The 25,709-nt window shown below is 59.5% G+C and carries 19 protein-coding genes; 13 read left to right on the forward strand and 6 right to left on the reverse strand.

All coding sequences use genetic code 11. From position 1 onward, the window contains the following. The first annotated feature begins 251 nt into the window (after nucleotides 1-251). From kdpF to GSF67_RS19655, 7 genes are read left to right on the forward strand one after another with little or no spacing between them, the layout of a single operon-like run. Nucleotides 252-341 carry a K(+)-transporting ATPase subunit F gene (kdpF, locus tag GSF67_RS19625; RefSeq protein ID WP_006313429.1) on the forward strand — a complete coding sequence of 30 codons (90 nt, stop codon included), beginning with the start codon at nucleotides 252-254 and terminating at the stop codon, nucleotides 339-341. A gap of 33 nt (nucleotides 342-374) precedes the next feature. After that, on the forward strand, nucleotides 375-2,078 hold the full coding sequence (gene kdpA, locus GSF67_RS19630) for a potassium-transporting ATPase subunit KdpA (RefSeq protein WP_006313430.1): 1,704 nt from the start codon (nucleotides 375-377) through the stop codon (nucleotides 2,076-2,078). A gap of 9 nt (nucleotides 2,079-2,087) precedes the next feature. Continuing rightward, the gene (locus tag GSF67_RS19635) at nucleotides 2,088-2,252 is read left to right on the forward strand and encodes a hypothetical protein (RefSeq protein ID WP_006313431.1); all 165 of its coding nucleotides are present in this window, start codon (nucleotides 2,088-2,090) and stop codon (nucleotides 2,250-2,252) included. Between the two features lie 43 nt (nucleotides 2,253-2,295). Continuing rightward, nucleotides 2,296-4,380 (forward strand): potassium-transporting ATPase subunit KdpB, encoded by a 2,085-nt coding sequence (gene kdpB, locus GSF67_RS19640; RefSeq protein WP_006313432.1) that lies wholly within the window; start codon nucleotides 2,296-2,298, stop codon nucleotides 4,378-4,380. A 12-nt stretch (nucleotides 4,381-4,392) separates the two neighbouring features. Further along, on the forward strand, nucleotides 4,393-4,959 hold the full coding sequence (gene kdpC, locus GSF67_RS19645) for a potassium-transporting ATPase subunit KdpC (RefSeq protein ID WP_006313433.1): 567 nt from the start codon (nucleotides 4,393-4,395) through the stop codon (nucleotides 4,957-4,959). A 54-nt stretch (nucleotides 4,960-5,013) separates the two neighbouring features. Continuing rightward, complete coding sequence (locus GSF67_RS19650; RefSeq protein ID WP_006313434.1) at nucleotides 5,014-7,716, forward strand: sensor histidine kinase KdpD; 2,703 nt, start codon at nucleotides 5,014-5,016, stop codon at nucleotides 7,714-7,716. 60 nt (nucleotides 7,717-7,776) lie between these two features. Then, nucleotides 7,777-8,466: a response regulator transcription factor gene (locus GSF67_RS19655; RefSeq protein WP_006313435.1), complete on the forward strand. Its 690-nt coding sequence runs from the start codon at nucleotides 7,777-7,779 to the stop codon at nucleotides 8,464-8,466. A 30-nt stretch (nucleotides 8,467-8,496) separates the two neighbouring features. On the opposite strand, the gene GSF67_RS19660 is transcribed toward GSF67_RS19655, so the two are convergent. Beyond that, nucleotides 8,497-9,549 (reverse strand): low specificity L-threonine aldolase, encoded by a 1,053-nt coding sequence (locus GSF67_RS19660; protein ID WP_006313436.1) that lies wholly within the window; start codon nucleotides 9,547-9,549, stop codon nucleotides 8,497-8,499. 370 nt (nucleotides 9,550-9,919) lie between these two features. On the opposite strand from GSF67_RS19660, the gene gltB reads away from it, so the two are divergent. The 3 genes from gltB to GSF67_RS19675 are packed head-to-tail and all read left to right on the forward strand — an operon-like array spanning nucleotide 9,920 to nucleotide 16,302. Then, nucleotides 9,920-14,665 carry a glutamate synthase large subunit gene (gene gltB, locus GSF67_RS19665; RefSeq protein WP_006313437.1) on the forward strand — a complete coding sequence of 1,582 codons (4,746 nt, stop codon included), beginning with the start codon at nucleotides 9,920-9,922 and terminating at the stop codon, nucleotides 14,663-14,665. A gap of 8 nt (nucleotides 14,666-14,673) precedes the next feature. Beyond that, on the forward strand, nucleotides 14,674-14,832 hold the full coding sequence (locus GSF67_RS19670) for a hypothetical protein (RefSeq protein ID WP_006313438.1): 159 nt from the start codon (nucleotides 14,674-14,676) through the stop codon (nucleotides 14,830-14,832). A 15-nt stretch (nucleotides 14,833-14,847) separates the two neighbouring features. After that, nucleotides 14,848-16,302, forward strand: coding sequence for a glutamate synthase subunit beta (locus GSF67_RS19675; protein WP_006313439.1), 1,455 nt, complete (start codon nucleotides 14,848-14,850; stop codon nucleotides 16,300-16,302). A gap of 74 nt (nucleotides 16,303-16,376) precedes the next feature. Here GSF67_RS19675 and GSF67_RS19680 read toward each other — a convergent pair whose 3' ends face one another. From GSF67_RS19680 to GSF67_RS19695, 4 genes are all read right to left on the reverse strand, one after another. Next, nucleotides 16,377-17,732: a HAMP domain-containing sensor histidine kinase gene (locus GSF67_RS19680; protein WP_006313440.1), complete on the reverse strand. Its 1,356-nt coding sequence runs from the start codon at nucleotides 17,730-17,732 to the stop codon at nucleotides 16,377-16,379. After that, a complete protein-coding gene (locus GSF67_RS19685; RefSeq protein ID WP_006313441.1) occupies nucleotides 17,729-18,403 on the reverse strand; it encodes a response regulator transcription factor in 675 nt (224 codons plus the stop codon). Before GSF67_RS19685 ends, GSF67_RS19680 begins: the two co-directional genes overlap by 4 nt. Nucleotides 18,404-18,654: 251 nt before the next feature. Next, nucleotides 18,655-19,890 (reverse strand): SGNH family hydrolase, encoded by a 1,236-nt coding sequence (locus GSF67_RS19690; RefSeq protein WP_006313442.1) that lies wholly within the window; start codon nucleotides 19,888-19,890, stop codon nucleotides 18,655-18,657. Nucleotides 19,891-19,953: 63 nt separating this feature from the next. Further along, the gene (locus GSF67_RS19695) at nucleotides 19,954-21,174 is read right to left on the reverse strand and encodes a lytic murein transglycosylase (protein ID WP_010973314.1); all 1,221 of its coding nucleotides are present in this window, start codon (nucleotides 21,172-21,174) and stop codon (nucleotides 19,954-19,956) included. Between the two features lie 195 nt (nucleotides 21,175-21,369). Here GSF67_RS19695 and galU point away from each other — a divergent pair, with 195 nt between their 5' ends. After that, on the forward strand, nucleotides 21,370-22,257 hold the full coding sequence (gene galU, locus GSF67_RS19700; RefSeq protein WP_006313444.1) for a UTP--glucose-1-phosphate uridylyltransferase GalU: 888 nt from the start codon (nucleotides 21,370-21,372) through the stop codon (nucleotides 22,255-22,257). Between the two features lie 58 nt (nucleotides 22,258-22,315). Here galU and uppP read toward each other — a convergent pair whose 3' ends face one another. Next, complete coding sequence (uppP, locus tag GSF67_RS19705; protein ID WP_006313445.1) at nucleotides 22,316-23,809, reverse strand: polysaccharide biosynthesis protein UppP; 1,494 nt, start codon at nucleotides 23,807-23,809, stop codon at nucleotides 22,316-22,318. A gap of 418 nt (nucleotides 23,810-24,227) precedes the next feature. Between uppP and GSF67_RS19710 the strand changes: the two genes are divergently transcribed. Further along, nucleotides 24,228-24,593 (forward strand): PAS domain-containing protein, encoded by a 366-nt coding sequence (locus GSF67_RS19710; protein WP_006313447.1) that lies wholly within the window; start codon nucleotides 24,228-24,230, stop codon nucleotides 24,591-24,593. A 59-nt stretch (nucleotides 24,594-24,652) separates the two neighbouring features. Continuing rightward, nucleotides 24,653-25,648 carry an SIS domain-containing protein gene (locus GSF67_RS19715; RefSeq protein ID WP_006313448.1) on the forward strand — a complete coding sequence of 332 codons (996 nt, stop codon included), beginning with the start codon at nucleotides 24,653-24,655 and terminating at the stop codon, nucleotides 25,646-25,648. The last annotated feature ends 61 nt before the right edge of the window (nucleotides 25,649-25,709 follow it).

The raw sequence follows: 25,709 nt of genomic DNA on the forward strand, positions 1-25,709 counted from the left end.
CGGCGGCCGTCTCGAACCTTTATGCGGTTCGGGTGCATTCTTCTGTTCGGGAAGGGATGGTGTTCCCTTTCCAGCCAGAAAGATTGAAAAGCGACGTCCCACATGACGGCGCTTTTCTTCCTGTCCGGCTCCCAGAGGAAAAAGGAGTCTCATCGATGATGGACGTTATTCTGATTGGCGCAGCGACGGTGTTTTTCGCCCTGTGCTTTGCCTATACGCGCGCCTGCGACCGGCTTTAGACGGAGGCCGCGATGATATTCGATTATGTCCTGAGCGGTGCCGTCACCGTCTTTGTCGCCGCCTATCTCACTTACGCTCTCATTCGCCCCGAACGCTTCTGATCGTGAAGCGGCGGCTATTGAAAGTTCAATACCATGACCCTCAATGGATGGTTTCAGATTCTGCTGTTTTGCGGGATCATTTTTGCGCTGGTGAAGCCGCTCGGCTTCTATATGGCGCGTGTCTTTAATGGCGAACGCACCCTGCTGTCGCCGGTTCTCGCACCCGTCGAGCGCGGTCTCTACGCCCTTGCCGGCACCAGCGAGCGCGAGGAGCAGCACTGGACGACCTATGCGTTCTCCATGCTCCTCTTCAACCTTTTCGGTTTTGCCCTGCTTTATGCGCTGATGCGCTTTCAGGCCGTGCTGCCCTATAATCCGCAGGCGATGCCGGCCGTCGGGCCAGAATTGTCCTTCAATACGGCGGTCAGCTTCGTCACCAATACCAACTGGCAGAATTACGGTGGGGAAAGTACCCTGTCCTATTTGACCCAGATGTCCGGTCTCACCGTGCAGAATTTCGTTTCGGCCGCGACGGGGATGGCGATCGCGATCGGCCTCATCCGCGCTTTCTCGCGTGCCTCCGGCAAGGCCATCGGCAATTTCTGGGTCGATATGGTCCGCTCCACCCTCTACGTGCTTCTACCGCTCTGCATTATGCTGACGCTCGTTTATGTGTGGCTTGGCGTGCCGCAGACGCTCGGCGCCTATGTCACGGCGCAGACGCTCGAAGGCGCGCAGCAGACGATTGCCCTCGGACCCGTGGCATCGCAGCTGGCGATCAAGATGCTCGGCACCAATGGTGGCGGTTTCTTCAATGCCAATTCCGCGCATCCCTTCGAAAACCCAGACGCCATTTCCAACATGATCCAGATGGTGTCGATCTTCGCGATCGGCGCGGCCTTCACCAATGTCTTCGGTCGCATGGTCGGCAACCAGCGCCAAGGCTGGGCAATCTTCGCCGCCATGGGTGTGCTGTTCATCGCCGGCGTTGCCGTCACCTATTGGGCGGAAGCGGCTGGAAACCCGCTGATGCATAGCTTTGGTCTCGCTGGTGGCAACATGGAGGGCAAGGAGGTCCGCTTCGGCGTGGCGCTCTCGTCGCTCTTTGCGGTGATCACCACGGCCGCATCCTGTGGCGCGGTCAATGCCATGCATGGCAGTTTCACGGCGCTTGGCGGTCTCGTCCCGCTCATCAACATGCAGTTGGGTGAGGTGATCGTGGGCGGTGTCGGCGCGGGTTTCTACGGCATTCTTCTGTTCATCGTCATCGCCATTTTCGTGGCAGGTCTGATGGTCGGCCGCACGCCGGAATATCTCGGCAAGAAGATCGAAGCGAAGGAAATGAAGATGGCGGTTCTGGCCATCCTCTGCCTGCCGCTCGCCATGCTGGCTTTCACCGCCACAGCTACCGTCCTGCCTTCGGCGGTGGCGTCGATTGGCACGGCCGGGCCGCATGGCTTCTCCGAAATCCTCTATGCCTATACCTCGGCGGCCGCCAATAACGGCTCGGCTTTCGGTGGCCTGACAGGCAATACCAGCTGGTACAACATTACGCTTGGTTTCGGCATGCTGATGGGCCGTTTTCTGGTCATCATCCCGGCACTCGCCATTGCCGGCTCCCTCGTCACCAAAAAGACCGTTCCCGCCTCGGCAGGCACCTTTCCGACGGATGGTCCGCTCTTCGTCGGCCTGCTTGTCGGCACGATCCTGATCGTCGGCGGTCTTACCTTCCTGCCAGCACTCGCGCTCGGCCCCGTTGCCGAACACCTTGTCATGGCGGCAGGCCAGCTCTTCTGAGGTGATGCCATGAATGATGACGTATCTCGACGTAACCGCATCGTTCCCGCCCGCAAAGGCGCTCCTTTCAAAGGGAGCGCCATGCCCGGCGGCTGGTGCGCCTCCAATCTCATTCTTGCGATGATGGCGGCTCTGTTCGCCGCCGTTGTCGCCCTCGAAGTTATCACGGGCTGATCGACCTCCTCGGTCGCCCTGTTTCAAACGCTGGAGCCTCTTCATGAGCCAGTCCAAACAAGCGAGCATCCTCGATTCTCGCATTCTCGTGCCGGCCATTGCCGACGCATTCAAAAAGCTCAATCCACGCACGCTTGCGCGCAACCCGGTCATATTCGTGGTGGCGACGGTGTCGGTGCTGACAACGGTGCTGTTCATCCGCGATCTCATCACTGGCGGCACCAATCTTGCCTTTTCCTTCCAGATCAATCTCTGGCTCTGGTTCACCGTGCTGTTTGCCAATTTCGCCGAAGCCGTCGCCGAAGGGCGCGGCAAGGCGCAGGCGGATTCCCTGCGCAAGACCCGCACGGAAACCCAGGCGAAACTTCTGAACGGCGATGATCGCAGCCAGTATAAAATGGTTGCGGGCGACAGCCTGAAGGTGAACGATGTCGTTCTTGTCGAGGCGGGAGACATCATCCCCTCCGACGGTGAAGTCATCGAGGGTGTCGCCTCCGTCAACGAGGCGGCGATAACGGGTGAATCCGCCCCCGTCATCCGCGAATCCGGCGGCGACCGCTCGGCGGTTACCGGCGGCACGCAGGTTCTGTCGGACTGGATCCGCGTTCGCATCACCGCCGCTGCCGGCTCCACCTTCCTTGATCGGATGATTTCGCTGGTCGAAGGTGCCGAGCGCCAGAAGACACCGAATGAGATCGCGCTCAACATCCTGCTGGCCGGTATGACGCTGATCTTCGTTCTCGCCACAGCGACCATTCCAAGTTTCGCGGCCTATGCCGGCGGTTCCATCCCGATCATCGTGCTGGTGGCGCTGTTCGTCACGCTTATCCCGACCACCATCGGCGCGCTTCTGTCCGCCATCGGCATTGCCGGCATGGACCGTCTGGTGCGTTTCAACGTTCTCGCCATGTCCGGCCGCGCCGTCGAGGCGGCGGGTGACGTGGATACGCTTCTGCTCGACAAGACCGGCACGATCACCCTTGGCAACCGGCAGGCGACCGATCTCCGCCCCATTCCCGGCGTCTCCGAGCAGGAACTTGCCGATGCCGCCCAACTCGCCTCGCTCGCCGACGAAACCCCGGAAGGCCGCTCCATCGTGGTTCTGGCCAAGGAAAAATACGGAATCCGTGCCCGGGACATGCAGAAGCTGCACGCTACTTTTGTGCCCTTCACCGCCCAGACCCGCATGAGCGGTGTCGATTTTGAAGGTGCCTCTATCCGCAAGGGCGCGGTTGATGCGGTTCTTGCCTATGTCGATGGCGGCGCTCTGCAACATGGCAATGCGGCGCTTGCCCTCAAAACCGAAACGGATGCCACGCGGGCTATCCGCGCAATAGCGGAAGACATTGCCAAGGCCGGCGGCACACCGCTCGCCGTCGTGCGCGATGGCAAGCTGCTCGGCGTCGTGCAACTGAAGGATATCGTCAAGGGCGGTATTCGCGAGCGCTTCGCCGAGCTTCGGCGCATGGGCATCCGCACCGTGATGATTACCGGCGACAATCCGATGACCGCCGCCGCCATCGCGGCGGAGGCAGGCGTCGATGATTTCCTTGCCCAGGCCACGCCGGAAAACAAGCTGGAGCTTATCCGCGAGGAACAGGCCAAGGGCAAGCTTGTCGCCATGTGCGGCGACGGCACCAACGACGCGCCGGCGCTGGCGCAGGCTGATGTCGGCGTCGCCATGAACACCGGCACGGTCGCAGCCCGCGAAGCCGGCAACATGGTCGATCTCGACAGTGATCCGACCAAGCTCATCGAGATCGTCGAAATCGGCAAGCAGTTGCTGATGACGCGCGGTGCGCTGACGACCTTCTCCATCGCCAACGATATCGCCAAATATTTCGCCATCATCCCGGCGATGTTCCTAGTGCTTTATCCGCAGCTTGGCGTCTTGAATGTGATGGGGCTTTCGACGCCGCAGAGCGCCATTTTGTCGGCGATCATCTTCAACGCACTCATCATCATCGCGCTCATCCCGTTGTCGTTGAAGGGCGTCAAATACCGTCCGATTGGCGCTGGCGCGCTGCTGTCGCGCAATCTGGTCATTTATGGCCTCGGCGGCATCATCGTTCCCTTCATCGGCATCAAGCTCATCGACCTCGCCGTCACGGCGCTCGGTCTCGCCTGAGGAGTAAAGACAATGTTTAGACAGCTTCGTCCCGCACTGGTGCTGATCCTCGCCACCACGGCCATTACCGGCCTTGCCTATCCGCTGGGCATGACGGGTCTGGCGCAGGCGCTCTTTCCCGTTCAGGCCAATGGCAGCATGATCGAAAAGGACGGCAAGGTGGTCGGCTCGCAATTGATCGGTCAGGCCTTCACCGGCGAGACCTATTTTCACGGGCGCCCCTCCGCCGCTGGCGACGGATATAACGCCGCCTCCTCGTCCGGATCCAATCTCGGCCCGACGAGCGCCAAGCTCATAGACCGGGTGAAGACGGATTATGAGGCCGCAAAGGCCGAAAACCCGGCGGCGGAAGTTCCGGCAGATCTGGTGACGGCGTCGGGCAGCGGTCTTGATCCGCATGTCTCGCCCGAGGCTGCCTATTTCCAGGTGCCGCGCGTCGCCAAAGCAAGGGGCATGGATGAAACCGCGCTGCGCGCCCTCGTCGACCGTCATGTCGAAGCGCCGGAACTGGGTTTCATGGGCGAGCCCGTTGTAAATATACTGGCGCTCAACATGGCACTTGACGCAGCCGGCTCATAAACTGAAATGGCTATGGCTTCTTCGGAAGCCATAGCCTCGACCACTGGTGGTTAAATGCCTGACGATATCAGCGATATGCCAAGCCGACCGTCGCCCGATGCGCTGCTGGAAAATGCCCAGCGCGAGGCAAGAGGCCGGCTGAAGATTTTTCTGGGCGCCGCACCCGGCGTCGGCAAGACCTATGAGATGCTGATGTCCGGCCGGGCGAAGCTCGCGGATGGCGTCGATACCGTTATCGGTGTCGTGGAAACCCACGGCCGCCGGGAAACCGAGGCGCTGGTCGAAGGGTTGAGCGTGATCCCGCGCAAGCGCATCGATTATCGCGGTCAGGTACTGGAGGAGATGGATATCGATGCCATCCTCGCCCGTCGCCCCGCTCTGGTTCTGGTCGATGAACTTGCCCACACCAATGCCGCCGGCAGCCGCCACCCCAAGCGGTACATGGATGTTCAGGAAATCCTCGCGCAGGGCATCAATGTCTATACGACGCTCAACATCCAGCATGTCGAAAGCCTGAATGATGTGGTGGCGCAGATCACCCGTATCCGCGTGCGCGAAACGGTGCCGGACAGCATCATCGACCGCGCCGACGACGTCGAAATCATCGATATCACCCCCGATGATCTGATCAAGCGGCTGCAGGACGGCAAGGTCTACCTGCCGCGTACCGCCCGGCGCGCCATCGAGAATTATTTCTCCCGGGGCAACCTGACGGCGCTGCGCGAACTCGCACTGCGACGCACGGCGCAGCGGGTGGACGAGCAATTGCTCAACCACATGCAGTCCCATGCCATTTCCGGCCCGTGGGCGGCGGGGGACCGGGTTCTGGTCTGCCTCGACCACGGCAGCAACGGGCCGGGTCTTGTGCGTTATGCCCGAAGGCAGGCGGACCGACTGCGCGCGCCGTGGACGGCGCTGCATCTCGACACGCCGCGTTCGCAGCAATTGTCGGAGGTGGAGAAGGACCGGCTGGCGGGCACCATGCGGCTTGCCCAGCAGCTTGGCGGCGAAACGGTAACCCTGCCAGCGCTTGACCTCACACGCGAAATCATCGCTTACGCCAATGCCAATAATTTCACCCACATCATCATCGGGCGCCCGCGAAAATCCTGGTGGCAGCGGATTTTTCAGCGCTCGCTGACGCATGATCTGATCGATCACGCCGGCGATATCAGCGTGCACGTCATTTCCGGCGACAAGAACGAGGAAAAGCCGGGCCAGGCCGTGAAGCTCGCACCGGCGCGATCCCGCCAGTCTTTCCGGTCCTATCTCAACAGCACTTTGTTCGTCGGGCTGGCGATCATCGTTGGCATCGTGCTCGATCAGACGCTCGACGTTCAAAACCTCGCGCTTGTCTTCCTGATGGCCGTTCTGGCCGCCGCCGTGCGCGGGGGTCTCGGACCGGCGCTTTATGCCTCGCTGCTTGGCGCGGTTGCGTTCAACTTCTTCTTTCTGGACCCGCGCTACACGCTAACGGTCAGTTCTCCGGACAGCCTTGTCGCCCTGCTGTTCTATTTCGGCGTCGCGCTGGTCGCTTCCAATCTCACTGTCGCGGTGCAGCGGCAGGCGGCCTCCGCACGCTCGAGGGCACGCACCACCGAAGACCTCTATCTGTTTTCGAAAAAGCTGGCCGGCACGGGCACGCTCGATGATGTGTTATGGGCAGCTGCATATCAGATGGCGTCAATGCTGAAGGTGAGGGTGGTCCTGCTCATGCCGGAAAACGGCGCCATCGCCGTCAAGGCGGGTTATCCGCCTGACGATACATTGGTGGATGCCGATATCGCCGCCGCACAATGGGCATGGGAACATAACAAGGCGGCAGGTCGTGGCGCGGACACTTTGCCGGGGGCCAAAAGACTTTATCTCCCGCTTCGCACCGGCAGCGGTGCGGTGGGTGTGGTGGGCCTAGATGACGACCGAAGCGGACCGCTTTTGACGCCGGAACAGCAGCGGCTTTTTGATGCGCTGGCCGACCAGGCCGCGCTGGCGGTTGAACGTATCCAGCTTGCCTCCGATGTCGACCGGGCAAAGCTGGCGGCTGAAACCGACCGCCTGCGCACGGCACTTCTGACCTCCATTTCCCACGATCTTAAAACCCCGCTTGCCGCTATTCTGGGCTCGGCCGGAACGCTCAAGGATTTCGCCGATGACATTCCGCCCGATGCGCGCGCCGAACTGCTGTCGACGATCGTCGAGGAATCCGAACGGCTGAACCGTTTCATCTCCAATCTTCTCGATATGACGAGAATTGGGTCGGGTGCGATGGAGCCGAATTACGGGCTGCATTTCCTCGGCGACATGGTCGGAACGGCGCTGTCGCGCGCGGCGAAGATCGTTGTCCGGCATGAGGTCGTTCTCGATATCCCCTCCGACCTGCCGATGCTGAAGGTTGATCCCGTGCTTTTCGAACAGGTGCTGTTCAACCTCATCGACAATGCGGCCAAATACGCTCCCGAACACACGACCATTGCGATACGCGGCTGGCGGCAGGGAAAAAACATCTTCCTCTCGGTCGCCGATGAGGGACCGGGCATTCCGTCCGATGATCTTGAGCGGGTCTTCGACAGTTTTTACCGAGTGCGCAAGGTTGACCATGTGCAGGCGGGAACGGGGCTCGGTCTTTCCATCTGCAAGGGGTTCATCGAGGCGATGGGCGGCTCGATCCGCGCGGAAAACAGATCGGATCGCGGCGGAGCGCAATTTACCATAGGCCTGCCCGTCGCCGTCGATACCCCGGTGCTGGATCATGATTAAGGCGCTATTGCTGGCGACAGAGGGTTACGCATTGCGCCGTGCCGCTGAAGGAGATCGGGAATGACCAATTCCGCCGTTCGTATTCTGATCGTCGATGACGAGCCGCCGATCCGCAAGCTCCTGCGGGTGGGCCTGTCGACCCAGGGATATGCGGTGAGCGAGGCGATGAATGCGAAGGTGGCGATGGAACTGGTCCGGGAAGACAAGCCGGATCTTGTCGTGCTTGATCTCGGGCTCCCTGATTTATCGGGCCATGATCTTCTGGAGAAGTGGCGCAGCGACGGGCTGGCGTTGCCGGTCATCATCCTCTCCAGCCGCACGGATGAGGCCGGTATCGTCAGGGCGCTGGAACTGGGGGCGGATGATTATATCAGCAAGCCGTTCGGCATGAACGAGCTTGTCGCCCGCATCCGTGTGGCGCTCCGCCATCGCCTGCAAACACAGGGCGAGAAGCCAGTCTTCCAGACCGGCGATCTCTCGGTCGATCTCGTCCGGCGCATCGTGAAGGTGGAGGATCGGGAGGTGAAGCTCTCGCCGAAGGAATACGATATTCTACGGGTTCTGGTGCAGCATGCCGGCAAGGTGCTGACGCACCGTTTCCTGCTGGAACATGTCTGGGACGAGCTGACCGACGTGCAATATCTCAGGGTCTATGTGCGCCAGCTGCGCCAGAAGATCGAAAAAATCCCGGACCAGCCGCGTTATATCCTGACGGAAACCGGGGTGGGTTACCGCCTGCAGGAGGTTTGAGGGCGTCGCAAAGGGACGCCCTCCGATAGTTCAAACGGCAGCGCAGATCGACAGGAATTCGTCCACATCAGCTTCGGTCGTCGCAAAGCTCGTGACCATGCGGATCAGTACTTCGTCCTTGCCGACATTTTCCGGCATGTCGCGCGGCTCCAGCCAGTCATAGAACTTCGCGCCTTTTTGCGTCGCCGCTTCAGCGGCTGCCTTGGGCAGAATGGCGAAAACTTCGTTGGCCTGTGTCGGCCATGCCAGGCGGGCGCTGTTCAGTGAGCCGAAACCGGCGCGCAGCCGGTTGGCCATGGCATTGGCGTGGCCGGCGAGACCGAGCCACAGATCGTCCTGCAGGTAGGCTTCGAATTGCGCGGCGATGAAACGCGATTTCGAAAAAAGCTGGGCGGTACGCTTGCGCAGGAAGGAGAAGTCCCGGGCAAGCGAAGGATCGAAAAACACGATCGCTTCCGCGCACCAGCAGCCGTTTTTCGTGCCGCCGAAAGACAGGACGTCGACGCCGCGTTTCCAGGTCATTTCAGCCGGCGTCGTGCCGAGTGCGGCAAGTGCATTGGCAAACCGCGCGCCATCCATATGCAACGGCAGGCCGTTTTCCTTGGCGATTTTGGATATAGCGTCGATTTCGTCTAGCGTATAGACGGTGCCGGCTTCAGTCGCCTGCGTCATGGTAATGGCTGCGGCGCGCCCATGGTGCACGGCATCCTGCGGATAACGCGCAATGCGCTCGATGAGGTTCTCCGGCAGCATCTTGCCATCAGGCCCCTCGACGGCGACCATGCGCATGCCTGAAAAGAAATCCGGCGCGCCACATTCGTCCTCGATCACATGCGCTTCCGAATGACAGAAGGTCAGGCCGCCGGGACGGGCGATGCTTGCCAGCGAAAGCGAATTGGCCGCCGTGCCGGTGGCGACGAAAAATACCGCGACTTCGCGTTCGAAGATTTCGTTGAAGCGTTTTTCGATGGAGAGATCGAGTTCGCTGGTGCCGTAAGCGGCGGCAAAACGCGTGGATTCCCGCGACAGCCGTTCATTGACGGCCGGATGGGCGCCAGCCCAATTGTCTGAAGCAAAAAACATCTCTGAAGGCTTTCTGATAGCTGAAGGTCTGTGTTGGGCTGCGTGAAGCTATGACGGAGAAAGTTCTAGGACCTAAGATTGCGATTGGCAAATCGGGCAATGAAAGCAATGGCCCAGTGGCTGTTTCGACAAGAAAGTTTCGCACAATAGGTCAGTATCGAAACTTCGCTGCAAACAGGGGTATTCACTAATTGAATTCGGACCCTTGCAAAATCCAGCTGTTTCTGCCAAAATCAACAAGAATTGAGACAGTCTTGCTGTCCTAAATTTGATCCAGCCGGCCTGAATGCGGATTTTGCGGGAAGCGGAAATTCGTATCGAGCCGGATCTTCGCATGAAACCATGCAAGTAATTTTGCAGGAGGGACAACATGACGCACAAGCCGCAGGCAGATATCGCCGCCGCAACCCTGACCACAGACTGTCCCACCGCGGCTGCGGCCGCACCCGTTTCTGCGAAAGCGCGTTTCGCGGGCGGCTTGCCGGAAAGGCAGGGTCTTTATAATCCCGCCAATGAACATGACGCCTGCGGCGTTGGCTTCGTTGCTCATATGAAAGGCGTCAAGTCGCATCAGATCGTCAGTGACGGCCTGTTCATCCTCGAAAACCTCACGCATCGCGGTGCGGTTGGCGCTGACCCGCTGATGGGTGATGGCGCGGGCATTCTCGTGCAGATACCCGACCGTTTCTTCCGCGAGGAAATGGCGCTACAGGGTGTGACGTTGCCGAAGGCCGGCGAATACGCGGTCGGCCACATCTTCATGCCGCGCGATCCTTCCCGCATCGAGCACTACAAGAAGGTCATCGTCGACGTCATCGGCGAAGAGGGGCAGCAGTTCCTCGGCTTCCGCGACGTGCCGGTTGATAATTCCTCGCTGTCGAAGGCGCCGGATATTGCCGCCACCGAACCGCACCATGTTCAGGTCTTCATCGGCGCCGGCCGCGATGCCGCGACCAATCATGATTTCGAGCGCAAGCTGTTCCTGATCCGCAAGGTCCTCTCCAACCGCATCTATGATGAGGGCGGCGGCAAGGAAACGCAGGATTTCTACCCGGTTTCGCTGTCGTCTTCGACCATCGTCTACAAGGGCATGTTCCTCGCCTATCAGGTCGGCGCCTATTACAAGGATCTGGCGGACCCGCGTTTCGAATCCGCCGTTGCGCTGGTGCATCAGCGTTTCTCGACCAACACCTTCCCCTCCTGGAAGTTGGCGCATCCCTATCGCATGGTCGCCCATAACGGCGAAATCAACACGCTGCGCGGCAACGTCAACTGGATGGCGGCGCGTCAGGCTTCGGTTTCGTCCGCCCTGTTTGGCGACGACATTTCCAAGCTCTGGCCGATCTCCTATGAGGGCCAGTCGGATACCGCCTGTTTCGACAACGCGCTCGAATTCCTCGTGCGCGGCGGCTATTCCATGGCCCATGCCGTGATGATGCTGATCCCCGAAGCCTGGTCGGGCAACCTGTCCATGTCGGCGGAACGCAAGGCGTTTTACGAATATCATGCTGCGCTGATGGAGCCGTGGGATGGCCCCGCCGCCGTTGCCTTCACCGATGGCAAGCAGATCGGCGCGACCCTCGACCGCAACGGCCTGCGTCCGGCGCGTTATCTCGTCACCGATGACGACCGCGTCATCATGGCATCCGAAGCCGGCACGCTGCCGGTGCCGGAGGAGCGCATCATCAAGAAGTGGCGTTTGCAGCCGGGCAAGATGCTGCTGATCGACATGGAAAAGGGTGCGATCATTTCCGACGAGGATGTGAAGCACGAGCTTGCCGCCAAGCACCCTTATCGCACCTGGCTCGACCGCACCCAGCTTATTCTTGAGGATCTGAAGCCCGTTGAGCCGCGCGCGCTGCGTCGTGACGTGTCGCTGCTCGACCGTCAGCAGGCCTTCGGTTACACCAGCGAGGACACCAAGCTCCTGATGTCGCCGATGGCGACGACCGGGCAGGAAGCCATCGGCTCGATGGGCACCGATACGCCGATTTCGGCCATGTCGGACAAGTCGAAGCTACTTTACACCTATTTCAAGCAGAACTTCGCGCAGGTCACCAACCCGCCGATCGATCCGATCCGCGAAGAACTTGTCATGAGCCTCGTCTCGTTCATCGGCCCGCGCCCGAACCTTCTCGATCACGAAGGCGCAGCCCGCGCCAAGCGTCTGGAAGTGCGCCAGCCGATCCTGACCAATGGCGATCTGGAAAAAATCCGCTCCATCGGTCATACGGAAGACCGGTTCGACACCAAGACACTCGACTTCACCTATGATGTTGAGCGCGGTGCCGAAGGCATGCCCGAGATGCTCGACCGCCTGTGCGAGCGGGCGGAATCGGCCGTTCGCGGCGGCTACAACATCATCGTTCTTTCCGACCGCCAGCTTGGCCCTGATCGCATCGCGATCCCGGCGCTTCTGGCGACGGCCGCCGTGCATCATCACCTGATCCGCAAGGGTCTGCGCACCTCGGTTGGTCTTGTCGTCGAAACCGGCGAACCGCGCGAAGTCCATCATTTCTGCCTGCTCGCCGGTTATGGTGCGGAGGCGATCAACCCCTATCTCGCCTTCGACACGCTGCTCGACATGCACAAGCACGGTGCGTTCCCGAAGGAAGTGTCCGACGATGAAGTTGTCTATCGCTATATCAAGGCGGTCGGTAAGGGCATCCTGAAGGTCATGTCCAAGATGGGCATTTCCACCTACCAGTCCTATTGCGGCGCGCAGATTTTCGACGCGATCGGCCTGTCTTCGCAATTCGTCGAGCAATATTTCTTTGGCACCGCCACCTCCATCGAAGGTGTGGGCCTGACGGAAATCGCCGAAGAAACCGTAACACGCCATACCGCGGCTTTCGGCAAGGATCCGATCCTTGCCAATACGCTCGATATCGGCGGCGAATATGCCTATCGCATGCGCGGCGAAAGCCACGCCTGGACGCCGGATGCCGTTGCCTCGCTGCAACATGCCGTGCGTGGCAACAGCCAGGACCGTTACCGCGAATTCGCCGGCATGGTGAATGAGACGGCGCTGCGCATGAACACCATTCGTGGCCTGTTCAACATCAAGTCCGCGGAAGCGCTCGGTCGCAAGCCTGTTTCCATCGATGAGGTCGAACCCGCAGCAGACATCGTCAAGCGGTTCTCGACGGGCGCCATGTCCTTCGGCTCGATCAGCCGCGAGGCGCATACGACGCTCGCCATCGCCATGAACCAGATCGGCGGCAAGTCCAACACCGGTGAAGGCGGCGAAGAATCCGACCGTTATCTGCCGCTGCTGAACGGCAAGCCGAACCCGGAACGCTCTGCCATCAAGCAGATCGCCTCTGGCCGTTTCGGTGTGACGACGGAATATCTCGTCAATGCCGACATGTTGCAGATCAAAGTCGCGCAGGGTGCCAAGCCCGGCGAAGGCGGTCAGCTGCCGGGTCACAAGGTGGATGCGACGGTTGCCAAGACCCGTCACTCCACGCCGGGCGTCGGCCTCATCTCGCCGCCGCCGCATCACGATATCTATTCCATCGAAGATCTGGCGCAGCTGATCTACGACCTGAAGAACGTCAATCCGGAAGCCGATGTTTCGGTAAAGCTGGTGTCGGAAGTTGGCGTCGGTACGGTTGCGGCCGGCGTTGCCAAGGCACGTGCCGATCATATCACCGTTTCCGGCTTCGATGGCGGTACGGGCGCTTCGCCGCTCACCTCGCTCAAGCACGCCGGCTCGCCTTGGGAAATCGGCCTTGCCGAAACCCAGCAGACGCTGGTGCTGAACGGCCTTCGTTCGCGCATCGCGCTGCAGGTGGATGGTGGTCTGAAGACCGGCCGCGACGTCATCATCGGCGCGCTGCTTGGTGCGGATGAATTCGGCTTTGCCACCGCGCCGCTGATTGCTGCGGGCTGCATCATGATGCGCAAGTGCCATCTGAACACCTGCCCCGTCGGCGTCGCAACGCAGGATCCTGTTCTGCGTAAGCGCTTCAAGGGCACGCCGGAACACGTCATCAACTACTTCTTCTTCGTGGCTGAAGAGGTGCGCGAAATCCTCGCCTCGCTTGGCGTTACCAAGCTGGACGAGATCATCGGCGCTTCCGAACTTCTCGAAAAGGATGAGATGCTGGCGCACTGGAAGGCCAAGGGTCTGGATTTCAGCCGCATCTTCCACAAGGTAGAGGCTCCCAAGGAGGCAACCTTCTGGACCGAGCGTCAGAAGCACCCGATCGACGATATTCTCGATCGCAAGCTGATCGAGAAGTCGCTACCGTCGCTGGAAAACCGCGAGCCTGTCGTTTTCGAAGTGCCGATCAAGAACGTCGACCGTTCCGCCGGTGCCATGCTGTCAGGCGCGCTTGCCAAGCGCTGGGGCCATAAGGGTCTGAAGGACGATACGATCCACGTGACGCTGCGCGGCACGGCCGGTCAGTCCTTCGGCGCGTTTCTCGCGCGCGGCATCACCTTCGATCTGGTGGGTGACGGCAACGACTATGTCGGCAAGGGTCTTTCGGGTGGCCGCATCATCGTGCGCCCGCCGGAAAACACCCGTATCGTCGCGGAAAACTCGATCATTGTCGGCAACACCGTTCTTTACGGCGCCATCACCGGCGAGTGCTATTTCCGCGGTGTTGCGGGTGAGCGCTTTGCAGTGCGCAACTCCGGCGCGGTCGCGGTTGTCGAAGGTGTCGGCGACCACGGTTGCGAATATATGACGGGCGGTATTGTCGTGGTGCTCGGCGAGACGGGCCGCAACTTCGCGGCCGGCATGTCCGGTGGCGTGGCTTACGTTCTCGACGAGAAGGGCGATTTCGCCACCCGCTGCAACATGGCCATGGTCGAGCTGGAGCCGGTTCCGGAAGAGGACGACATGCTCGAGAAGCTGCACCATCACGGTGGCGACCTCATGCACAAGGGACGCGTTGACGTATCCGAGGACATGACGCGTCACGATGAGGAGCGGCTCTACCAGCTGATTTCCAATCACTTCCACTACACCAACTCTGCACGCGCCAAGGATATACTCGACCGCTGGAGCGAGTTCCGTCCGAAATTCCGAAAGGTCATGCCGGTCGAATACCGTCGTGCGCTTGAGGAAATGGAGCGCATGCGCATGGGCGTGGCGGCGGAATAATCCGCCGCGTGAGGATACTACACCAACTGGTCTCGCTGATGATCGCGGTCGCCGTTCCCATGGTGATCTATTGGACAAGCGGCGAGATCGGATTTGAGTTCATCGTGCTGGGGGCGGCTTTCGGTTTCGCTTACTGGTACTGGGGCCCGACAGGCGCTCCGCTTTGATGTGAGGACATAAACGTGGGCAAGGTTACAGGTTTTCTGGAGATCGACCGGCAGGTGGGAAAGTATCAGCCCGCATCGGATCGTATCCGCCATTTCCGCGAATTCACCATTCCGATGTCGGATGCCGAGGTGCGGAAGCAGGCGGCGCGCTGTATGGATTGCGGTATTCCCTACTGTCACGGCCCGACGGGCTGTCCCGTGCACAACCAGATCCCGGACTGGAACGATCTGGTCTATAACAACAATTGGGAAGAGGCGATCCGCAACCTCCATTCCACCAACAACTTCCCGGAATTTACCGGCCGCGTCTGTCCTGCACCTTGCGAGGAAGCGTGCACGCTGAATCTCGAGGATGCGCCGGTCGCCATCAAGACAGTCGAACAGGCTATCGCCGACAAGGCTTATGAGCTGGGCTTCATCGTGCCGAAGCCGGCGACGATCCACACCGGCAAGAAGGTCGCCATCATTGGTTCCGGCCCCTCGGGCATGGCGGCTGCGCAGCAGCTTGGCCGCGCCGGCCACGAGGTTCACGTTTATGAGCGTGAATCGAAGGCTGGGGGCCTGCTGCGTTATGGCATTCCGGACTTCAAGATGGAGAAGAACTTCATCGACCGCCGCGTCGAGCAGATCAAGGGTGAAGGCGTCACCTTCCATTGCGGCGTTAATGTCGGTGTGGATGTGACGGTCGAAGCGCTTCTGGCCGATCACGATGCGGTTCTTTATTGCGGCGGTTCGGAAACCCCGCGCCCGGCCGGCATCGGTGGTGCCGATTTTAATGGCGTTTATGATGCCATGCCTTACCTCGTGCAGCAGAACCGCCGCGTCGGCCGCGAAAACATCGACAGCGTCGGCTGGCCCGCCGATCCGATCCTTGCTGGCGGCAAGCATGTCGTGGTCGTCGGCGGCGGCGATACCGCATCTGACTGCGTCGGCACGGCGTTCCGTCAAGGTGCGGTAAAGGTCACCCAACTCGACATCCGTCCGATGCCGCCGGAAAAGGAAGACAAGCTTGCGGTCTGGCCCTTCTGGGCAACCAAGATGCGTACCTCGTCCTCGCAGGCCGAAGGCGCGATTCGCGAGTTCCAGGTGGCGACGCTTGAATTCGTCGGCGAAGACGGCGTGTTGACGGGCGTGAAATGCTGTCAGGTAGATGACCGCCGCAAGCCGATCGCCGGCACGGAATTCATCATCAAGGCCGATCTCGCCTTCATCGCCATCGGCTTCTCCGGTCCCTTCACCGATAGCGTGCTGAAGGAAATGGAAGGCAAGCTGACGCTCAACACCGATCGTCGCGGCTCCACAAATGTTGTCGCCAACGAAACGGACTACAGGACCTCGGTCGATAAGCTGTGGACGGCGGGCGACGTTCGCCGTGGTCAGTCGCTGGTGGTCTGGGCGATCCGCGAAGGCCGGCAGGCGGCACGGGCAATCGATGAAGCGCTGATGGGAGCCACCGTTCTGCCGCGCTGAGCAGGCGGAATCGATAGGAAACGGAAAGGCCTGTTGCAGACGCGACAGGCCTTTTTTGTTTGACTGCTGCGTTCTCAGCAATAGGGAAGCGCGATGCGGAAGCAGGCGCCGCCGGTCGGGGAATCGCTGATGCTGATCTCGCCGCCGTGATAACCGATGATCTCCTGCACGAGGTTGAGCCCAAGGCCGGTGCCGCGATCCTTCGGTCTCATCCGGTGAAATGCATCGAAGACGAGCTCCCGTTCCGTCTCGGGAATACCATCGCCGTCATCGGCTATCTCGATCACTCGGTTTGAGGCTACCCTTATGGTGATGGTTCCGTGATTGCCGCCATGTTCGATGGCGTTCTGTATGATGTTCATCAAAGCGCGCTGCAGCGAGGCGTCATCGGCAAGGGCGAGGATCGGTTCTTCTTCCGGCTCGAAGGACAGATTATATCCTTGTGAGATCGCAAGCGGCGCCATATCCGCGACCACGGACCTGCACAGGCCGACGATATCAAGCGGAACAAGGGGTGCTTTCTGCCCGCCGAGGCGTTGCAGATCGAGCAATTGTTCGGCCAGCACGGCGATGCGGCTGGCATCCGCCAATATCCTGCTGCGGGCGGGACCTTCCAGTAAGGTTTCAACGCGGGTCTGGAGAATGGCGACGGGGGTTCGCAATTCATGGGCGGCATCGAGAATGAAACGCTTGTGCCTTTCATAGCCATCGTCCAGCCGCTGCAATGCGCCGTTGACGGCATGCACGAGCGGCTGCACCTCCCTTGGAATATTGCCATCCGGCAATCGATATCCTCGTTTGTCGATATCGATGGACTGGGCAGTGCGCGCAATCGTGGAGAGCGCGCGAAATTCCCGGCGAATGATCCAGGGAATCGCCGCGATGGTCGCGATTGAAACGAGAACGAGAACCGGCAGGATAAGGATGTTGGAGAATAGCAGGACCGGAAGGGTCATGCTCAATGGACCGCCTTTTCCTATCATCGCGAATTCCCCGGCCGGCCCGGACACGCGGCGAACGACGGCGACATATAGGACGGCGAAGTACGAATAGGACATTCCTGCTTCGCGTATATTGGAGATTTTAACATCGTTCATCTTTTGGTCCATGTCGCTGAAGGCTTCGGGCACCGGTCCGCCCTGGATGATTTCGTCCTTTTCGGACAGCGCAACGAACCAGAAATCAGGCATCTCTTTGCACAACTCAAGGTATGCTGGCGTCTCTTTGAGTGCAATTTTTCCGCTCTGTTCACGAATTAAAGCGTTCGCTGTGATCTGCGCCGCCTCTGAGCTGATGAGCGCGCTCCCGGTGCCGTCGGTCAGCAAATAAACGATGAAGGCGACTGTCACGATGACGAGGCTGCCGATCTGGAAAAGCAGCAATTGAATTGTCAGTCGGCGTTTGAGTGATCTCGTTTTAGCCGGCTTCATACGGTCGTCCTCATAAGGTAGCCAACGCCTCTGATGCCGTGAACCTCGACACCCGCATCCGCGGCCGCCAGTTTGCGGCGCAAGCGGGAGATATGGGAATCGAGTGCATTGGACTGGATTTCATCATCGAAATTATAGACGGCCTCCTCGAGCATCGAGCGCAGCACCGTTCTGCCCTGTCGCCGCAACAGGGCCTCAAGGATCAGCAATTCCCGTCTCGTCAGCGGAAGAAATTCCCCCTTGATGCGCACCTCACGGGTTTCGAAGCAGAATTCCAGCCCGCCCAGTCTCGCCGTCATCTTCACGGTGCCGGCCGGCCGGCGCATCAGGGCGCGGATGCGGGCAAGCAGCTCCTCAACGGCGAAAGGTTTGGCCAGATAATCGTCCGCGCCGAGGTTCAGGCCATTGATCCGGTCCGCAAGCCCCCCCTGCGCCGTCAGCACAATGACGGGTGGGGTGACGGGCAGGAGACGCAGATCCTCGATAAGCTGGATGCCGTCGCCATCGGGCAATTGCCGGTCAAGCACAACAAGGTCGTGAACGCTGTCCATGATGGCGTGACGCGCCAGATCGAGCGTGCCGACCGTATCCACGATAATATCGAACCGGTGGAGCGCCGCGGACAGGGCTGCTGCCATTTCGCGTTCGTCTTCAACAAGCAGCAGGCGCATGAAATCGTCTCGACCGTATCCGGCGTCGTCTCCCGGGAGGAAGAACACGCGTGAAGTCAAAAAAAGACGGCGCCGTTCACGCTAAAGGCAAGCGATGTGTCGCCGTCAAGTCAATATCGCCTTGCCGGAGAGGGATCAGAGATGACTGATGGAACCATCCCCGCATTCCTGCAAAGCGGTCCTCAAACTGTCATGTTGGGATTGCATCAACATTACGCCCCAGCGGGGCTACTGAAACGCAGGGACAGCGCCTATTGTTTTGCCTGTGCGGTATCCGGCACCAGACGATAGTCGTCGATACGCCCTGCCGGCGCATCAGACATTTCTCCCCGCTTGGTCAGCCTCTCGCGAGGCGATTCCACCACCGATACGCGTGTCGGTCCGGCCGCAAGGGGGGCATCGCCCAGAAGCTTGTCGCCACCATCGAGATTGGGATCGGTTAGGCTGATCGGCTGGGTGCGAACCAGACCTGCGTCAATGCCGAGCGCCGGCAGGGAGGTGAGGGCGGGCAGATTACTGCCGTCCAGTTTCACCAGATCGGGCCCCGCGCTATCCAGGTGCCTGCGCACGAATTTCTCGACGTAGAAGGCGAGCTTGCGTTTGCCGGCCTGCGTCATTCCGATGCCATCGGCCTCACGCAGACGGGCCTGCTGGCCGTTCATGTCGTAGCCGGTAATGACGAATTTTCCGGCCTCATCGACAAAACCGTCCCATACATCCACAAATTCACCGCCATATTTTTCGACATGGCTGCGATAGAGCCGGTTGAAGCCGACGAGATCGGCCGAAAGCGAAGGCGACTGGAAGGCGGGCACGCCAACCCAAAGCACCGGCACCTTCGGGCGACCGGCAAGGGTCAAAAGCTCGTCGATCCGCCGTTCATATTCCTTGAACCAGACTTCCGTGCCGAATTTTTCCCTGACATCACCGATCTGCATCTGCTGGCGATCGTTCGACCCCATCATGATGACGATGGTGGCCGGATTGGTCTCGCTGATGAATTGCGGCAGATTGGCGAACCAGTCGTAATAATCCTTGCGCACGAGGCCGGAAGAACCGTTGGCACGTACATCGACGGTGATCGCCGGCGAGCTGGCAAAGGCATTGACCAGCTCTTCCCCCATCCCGCCGGCCAGGAAATCGCCGATGACCAGAACGCGTCTCGCATTTTCAAGCTTGGCGGCAGGTTCCGGTTTTGCAGTTCGCATCTGAACCACCGAGGGTGCTTTTCTTGTGGGCTGTGGGCGGGTGACCGATCTTTCCCGCGGCGCAGCCGGAAAATCCCGGCGGCTGCGGGGCTGATATTCCCGGCCGGAGCTACCATCGCGCCCCACCGGCTTGCCAAACAGCATTTCGAAAAGGGTGCGCCGCTGCTCCTGTGCGAAGGTTTCTGAAGGAACGAGCGGCACACAGAGGACAGCGGAGAGAACAATGGCGCAGAAATGCCAACCCATCTTTCCGTTTCTCGCCGCAGGTTTCCTACTCATCACATCAACCTTTCCGGATGCATCGGCGGCGTCCGTGACGTCGCCGAATTCGCCGGCACATTATCAATTGCGCAGGGCTCTCAGCAATCGCTGCGACGGCTCGCCGTCATTTTGCATGCCCATGCGGGACTGGATGGCGCTGATGGCAGCTTTCGAACCGGAACCGAAATTGCCATCAATCTCGCCATCGTAATAGCCGAGTTCCTTCATGCGCGTCTGAAGCTCGAATTTTTCGCGAATATCCAGCGTACCGTCCGGGCGCGGCCATTTCTGCTGCATGCCGCCATAACCGGCGATCTCATCCGCGAGCAGGCCAACGGCCAGCGCATAGCTGTCGGAGGCGTTGTATTTCTTGATCGTGAAGAAGTTCTTCATCATCAGGAAACCGGGGCCGTTTGCACCACCCTGCAGTTTCAGCATGGCGCGATCGGAACCGCGGGTGAAAGTCTTGCCGTTGGGGCGGGTAAAGCCGAGCTTCGACCATTCCGCAATGGACTTTGTCTGCCCCTCGTAACGGGCGCCGCCACGCGGCACGGCGGTTTCGTAACCCCAGGTCCGGCCAGGTTCCCAGCCGTTCTTGGCCAGAAGATTGGCGGCCGTCGCCAGGGCGTCCGGAACGGAATGCCAGATGTCGCGCTTGCCATTGCCGTCAGCATCGACCGCATAGAGCAGGTAGCTCGTGGGAATGAACTGGGTGTGGCCCATCGCGCCGGCCCAGGAGCCCGTCAGCTGTTTGGGGGTGACATCGCCGGACTGCAGAATCTTGAGCGCGGCGATCAGCTGCGTGCGCGCGAATTTGGCGCGTTTGGGATCGGAATAGGCGAGTGTCGCCAGCGCCTGCGGAATGTTGTGCAGTCGCTCGGGCTTTTCAAGAACCGCGCCGTAATTGGATTCCATCGACCAGATGGCAAGAATGATGTGTTTGTCGACGTTGAAGTTTCGCTCGATCCAGTTGAGCGTCGTCGCATGTTTCATCTTCATTTCGCGACCGATCCGCACCGTATACGGATTGACGCGGGAATCGACATAATCCCAGATCTGAGTGGTGAATTCCGGCTGGAAGGTCGCCTTGCGCAGCGCGTCCGGATCCGGCTCGCTGACACCGGCAAAGGCCTTCTGGTAGGTCGCCTTGCTAATGCCTTCTTTGGCGGCTGTTGCGTAGAACTGGTTGATCCACTGCTTGAACCCCTGATCGGCCCGGGCCGAGACGGGGGAAAGCGAGATCGCCAAGCCTGCAAACATCATGCAACCGAATTTGCGGACATTTGAAAGGGTCTTTGTCATCGTCAGTCTTTCGTTCTCTCGAATATCATTTCGATTGCGAAAACGCATCGGGCGTCGTCATGGATAACAAAAGAATGTCAACAAATTCTTTACCATTAATAGATGGTAGCGTCACCCTTTACAAAACGTTGTTATTTTTGAAATAACAACAGTGTGCGGGGATTGTGATCAAGTTTTATCTCTCAGGAGGGATATGTGGTAGAACAGAAGAAAATTCGGAAGGCCGTATTTCCGGTCGCAGGTCTCGGTACACGTTTCCTGCCCGCCACCAAGGCAGTTCCGAAAGAAATGCTCACCGTCGTCGACAAGCCGGTCATTCAATACGTTGTCGATGAGGCGGCGGAAGCGGGCATCGAGCATTTTGTATTTGTCACCGGCCGCGGCAAGGCAGTGATCGAAGATTATTTTGATATTCAATTTGAACTTGAACAGATGCTGCGCGAGCGCAACAAGAATGCCGAGCTGACATTGCTGGCCGGCCTTCTGCCCAAGGCGGGCACGGCAAGCTTCACGCGCCAGCAGGTGCCGCTCGGTCTCGGCCATGCGGTTTGGTGTGCGCGTGATATCGTCGGCGATGAGCCTTTTGCCGTGCTTTTGCCCGACATGATCATGCATTCGCAAAAAAGCTGCCTGAAGGGCATGGTCGAACTTTACGACCAGACCCAGGGCAACGTCATCGCGGTGCAGGAATGCGCTCCCGACCAGACGCATAAATATGGCATTGTCGGCGTGGGAAATGCCGTCGGCGAAGGCTTCAAAATTACCGAAATGGTCGAAAAGCCAGCCAAGGGGACGGCGCCGTCGAATTTCTACATCAACGGTCGTTATATCCTGCAGCCGGAAATTTTCGATATTCTCGAAAATCAGGAACGCGGCGCCGGTAACGAAATCCAGTTGACGGATGGCATGCTGACGCTCGCCAAGTCGCAAGAATTCTCCGGCTATCATTTCCGTGGGCAGACCTTCGATTGCGGCGCCAAGGATGGTTTCATCCTTGCAAACGTCGCTTTCGCACTGGAACGCGGCGATATCCGTCCGGCGATTGAGGAGCCGATCAAGGCTTTGATCGAGGGTCTGAAATAATCGACCGCAACACAGGGAAATCCCGGCCTTCGCGCCGGGATTTTTGTTTTGGGGCTCATTATCGTTTCAGGACAAGTCCCGCGCCGACACGCAATTCATTGCTGTCATAAACCGGGGTCCATTGGTAGCTGACATCTGCGGTCAGGTCGAGATAACGGTTCAGCCCCCAGGTCAGGCCGGCGCCTGCCGTATATTCCACGGCGTCCTCTGTGCTGGAGGAGGGGAATGTGCGATGCACGATCTGCCCCGTCAGGCGCGCGACCAGGTTGTTGCGCATTTCATGGGTCAGGCCGGCATCCAGGCGATAGGAAATCCAGCCGCCCTGCGGACCGCCGGCAAAGTCCTCTATCGTCGTGCGCAGCCCGAGATTGACATTCGTGCCACGCTGGGGAGACCAGTTGAGTTTGCCATCCAGCGTCAAGGCGCCGATTGCGGCCAGGCGATCGTCGTCATATTCCTTGCGCAGATAGCCGATTGCAGCCTCGCCGCGGGTCTTTTCGCCGAGATCGACTTCTGCGCCGATCTTCGCTCCATAGGCATTGGAGGAGCGGGCATAGCCCGAATTGTCGAGGCGACTATCATATTTGGTTGTCCCCACATTCAGTTCGAGGAAGGGGATCAAAGCAGGCGACAGTTCATAACCGATGCGTCCGCGCAGGTTCGCTCCGTTCTGGTCGCGATCGCTGAGGCTGATCGGCCGGCCATCGAGGCCCTTTGCATCCGTATAGACGGTGCGTGAGAGATCGAGCGCTGCAAGCCCCCGCAGCTTGCCGAAATCCCGCTCTATCGATGCGCCGGCGGTGAAGCGGTGCTCACCACCCTGCACGGCAGCGCCGGTCAGAGCATTGGGGTCCGTGGTGCCTTCACGGCTGAATTCATAACCCGCCTTGAGATTGGCGGTCGTTTGCGCACCGAGATCGAGGCGCAGATTGGCCTCAATATTTGCCCGGGGTTCTTCGCCATTCTTGTTGCCGCCGAAGTTTCTCTCCCAGGCGCCATCGCCGGTCACCGTCAGTGCGTGCCGGGACCAGTCGCTGGTGAGCGTACCGCGTATGCCCGTCGTCAAATAGTTGCGCCGGGAGGGGCCGCCCGTATTCGTCTGTTTTTCCGTATTCACCGTCTGGCTGATCGAAGGCCTGAGCACGAATGTGCCGAGCCGGATGCCGGGTGTCTGGCCGGGTTCGGTTGCTATCCGCGGATTTTCCCCGCCGTCCATTGTCGGCTCATAGGGGTTTTCAGCCTCGGCAGAGGGTTGGCCGGCTTCGTCCGGCTGTTCGTAGATCGGGTCGCCGGGATTGCTGGAGGGGCGCCAGAGTTGCGGAGCGGGAGCGGGTGTGGCCTGCGCTGTGCCTGTGCCCGCTGCGCCGCCCGTCGCCGGGGTGGTTGAAACCGATCCGTCAGCAGAGGAAGTGGCGCTCGGCACCATTGGTGTGGCTGTCGCTGCAGTCTGCGCGAAGGCGCTTTCGTGCGGGTAAAAAATCGTGCAGGCGAGCAGCAGGGTTGCTGCTTTCCGCGACGTCGGCAGACGTGTGGCGGTGCCCTTCACTTTCATTCCTTTTCACCCGGCGAGTTTGGCCGATGCCGGATCGAAAGCCCACCAAGGCATCTCTTCAGACCCGATGAGTGGCAGGCTGATGAAATGACGTGAAGAAACCAGGGACCAGACAGGCGACGCAAGTTTTAACATCGCTTTAACAATAGGTTTTTTATGGTTAACAGTTGATAAAGATCGGCGGGGATTTCGGCGTTGGGGCGTGGGTGAAAAATCAGCTGCGCCTGCCGAGCGAACTGGCGCCCCTAATTGTACCGATGCGGATTGCCGTGCGGACCCGACGTAACAGCAAAATATTTCTATATGCGAAGATTAATACGTTTCAATTTGGCACGGAATTGTCCTATGCTTGCAAAGAGCGACCGTAAATCGTTCAACAAATCGTATTGAATTTTATTTTATGTGACAGCATCGTTTCATGAATCGCGTTTTGAACATCCGGCAAGTCGGTTTTTATTGTTGGGATATTACCAATGACCGCTTCTATCTCGATGAAATATGCGCGGAATTCTTCGGGATTTCGCTGAAACAGGCGATGCAGGGCATCAGTATTTTTCAGATGCTTGAAAAAGTGGATATCGATCATCGAAACCGTGTGATCGAGACGGCGCTGCTCACCCTGAAGGCCGCGAGCTTTTACGACCAGGAATATGCCGTGCGCCGCAGTGATGGTTCCATCTTATGGGTAAGGACGCTCGGGCGATATCTGGTCGATGAGGAAAACATTCCCTTCAAGCGGCTTGGAACGATGGAAGAGATTTCCCCGCCCGATCTGCGTCACTAAAAACAGGGCTGAATGGCGGGAGAGTGGACTTATTCCGGCTGAAAGAGTAACAGTCGGCCATGATTACGCGCGCTGTCAAACTGGTCGAAGACAATGCCATCGAATCCGCCGTGCGGACGATTTCGATGGAGCGGGCTGGCCTTGCCGCCCTTGAGGATGCCCTGAGAAACGGCCTTTCCGAGCCCTTCTGCAAGGCGATCGAGACCATCGGCCAGTCGAATGGCCGTCTCATCATTACCGGTGTCGGAAAAAGCGGTCACATAGGCGCAAAGCTTGCCGCCACCTTCGCCTCTACCGGAACGCCTGCCTTTTTTGTGCACGCGGCGGAGGCAAATCACGGCGATCTGGGCATGATAGGCGGCGATGATGTGGTGCTGGCTATTTCCAAGGGTGGTGAAAGTGCTGAATTGCGCAGCATCATCAATTATTCCCGTCGGTTCTCCATTCCGCTGCTCGCGCTCACCTGTTCGGAAAATTCATCGCTGGCACGGGCCTCAGATATCGTGCTTCTGGTGCCCAATGAACAGGAAGCCTGCCCTCTGGGCCTTGCACCCACCACCTCCACATTGATGCAGTTGGCGCTGGGCGATGCCCTTGCGGTCGCGCTTCTTGAGGCGCGCAATTTCACTGCGGGTGACTTCAAGGTGTTCCACCCCGGCGGCAAGCTGGGTGCGAGCCTGACGCTGGTCAGCGATATCATGCATACGGGTGATCGTGTGCCGCTGGTCAACAAGGGAACGGCCATGCCCGAGGCGGTGGGCGTTCTCTCGCGCAAGCATTTCGGCTGCGTTGGCATTCTGGACGAGGATGGCCGTCTGTGCGGCATCGTCACCGAGGGCGACATGGCACGCAACCTGTCGCGCAACCTCGCCGAGCTGGTGGTCGACGACATCATGACCCGCAGCCCGAAAACCGTCAAAAAGTCGGTGCTGGCGACCAGTGCGCTGGCGACGCTGGAAAAATTTCACATCGGCGCGCTGATCGTCGTTGATGACGACAACCGGCCGATCGGGCTGGTGCATTTCCACGATCTCCTGAGAATCGGTGTCGCTTAAGCCATTCCGCGGAAACTGGACTTCAGGCTTCTGTCTGGAAATGCGGCGCCAACGCCACCGC

Source organism: Agrobacterium sp. CGMCC 11546 (assembly GCF_013365515.1).
In the GTDB taxonomy this organism is placed as follows: Bacteria; Pseudomonadota; Alphaproteobacteria; order Rhizobiales; family Rhizobiaceae; genus Agrobacterium; species Agrobacterium fabrum.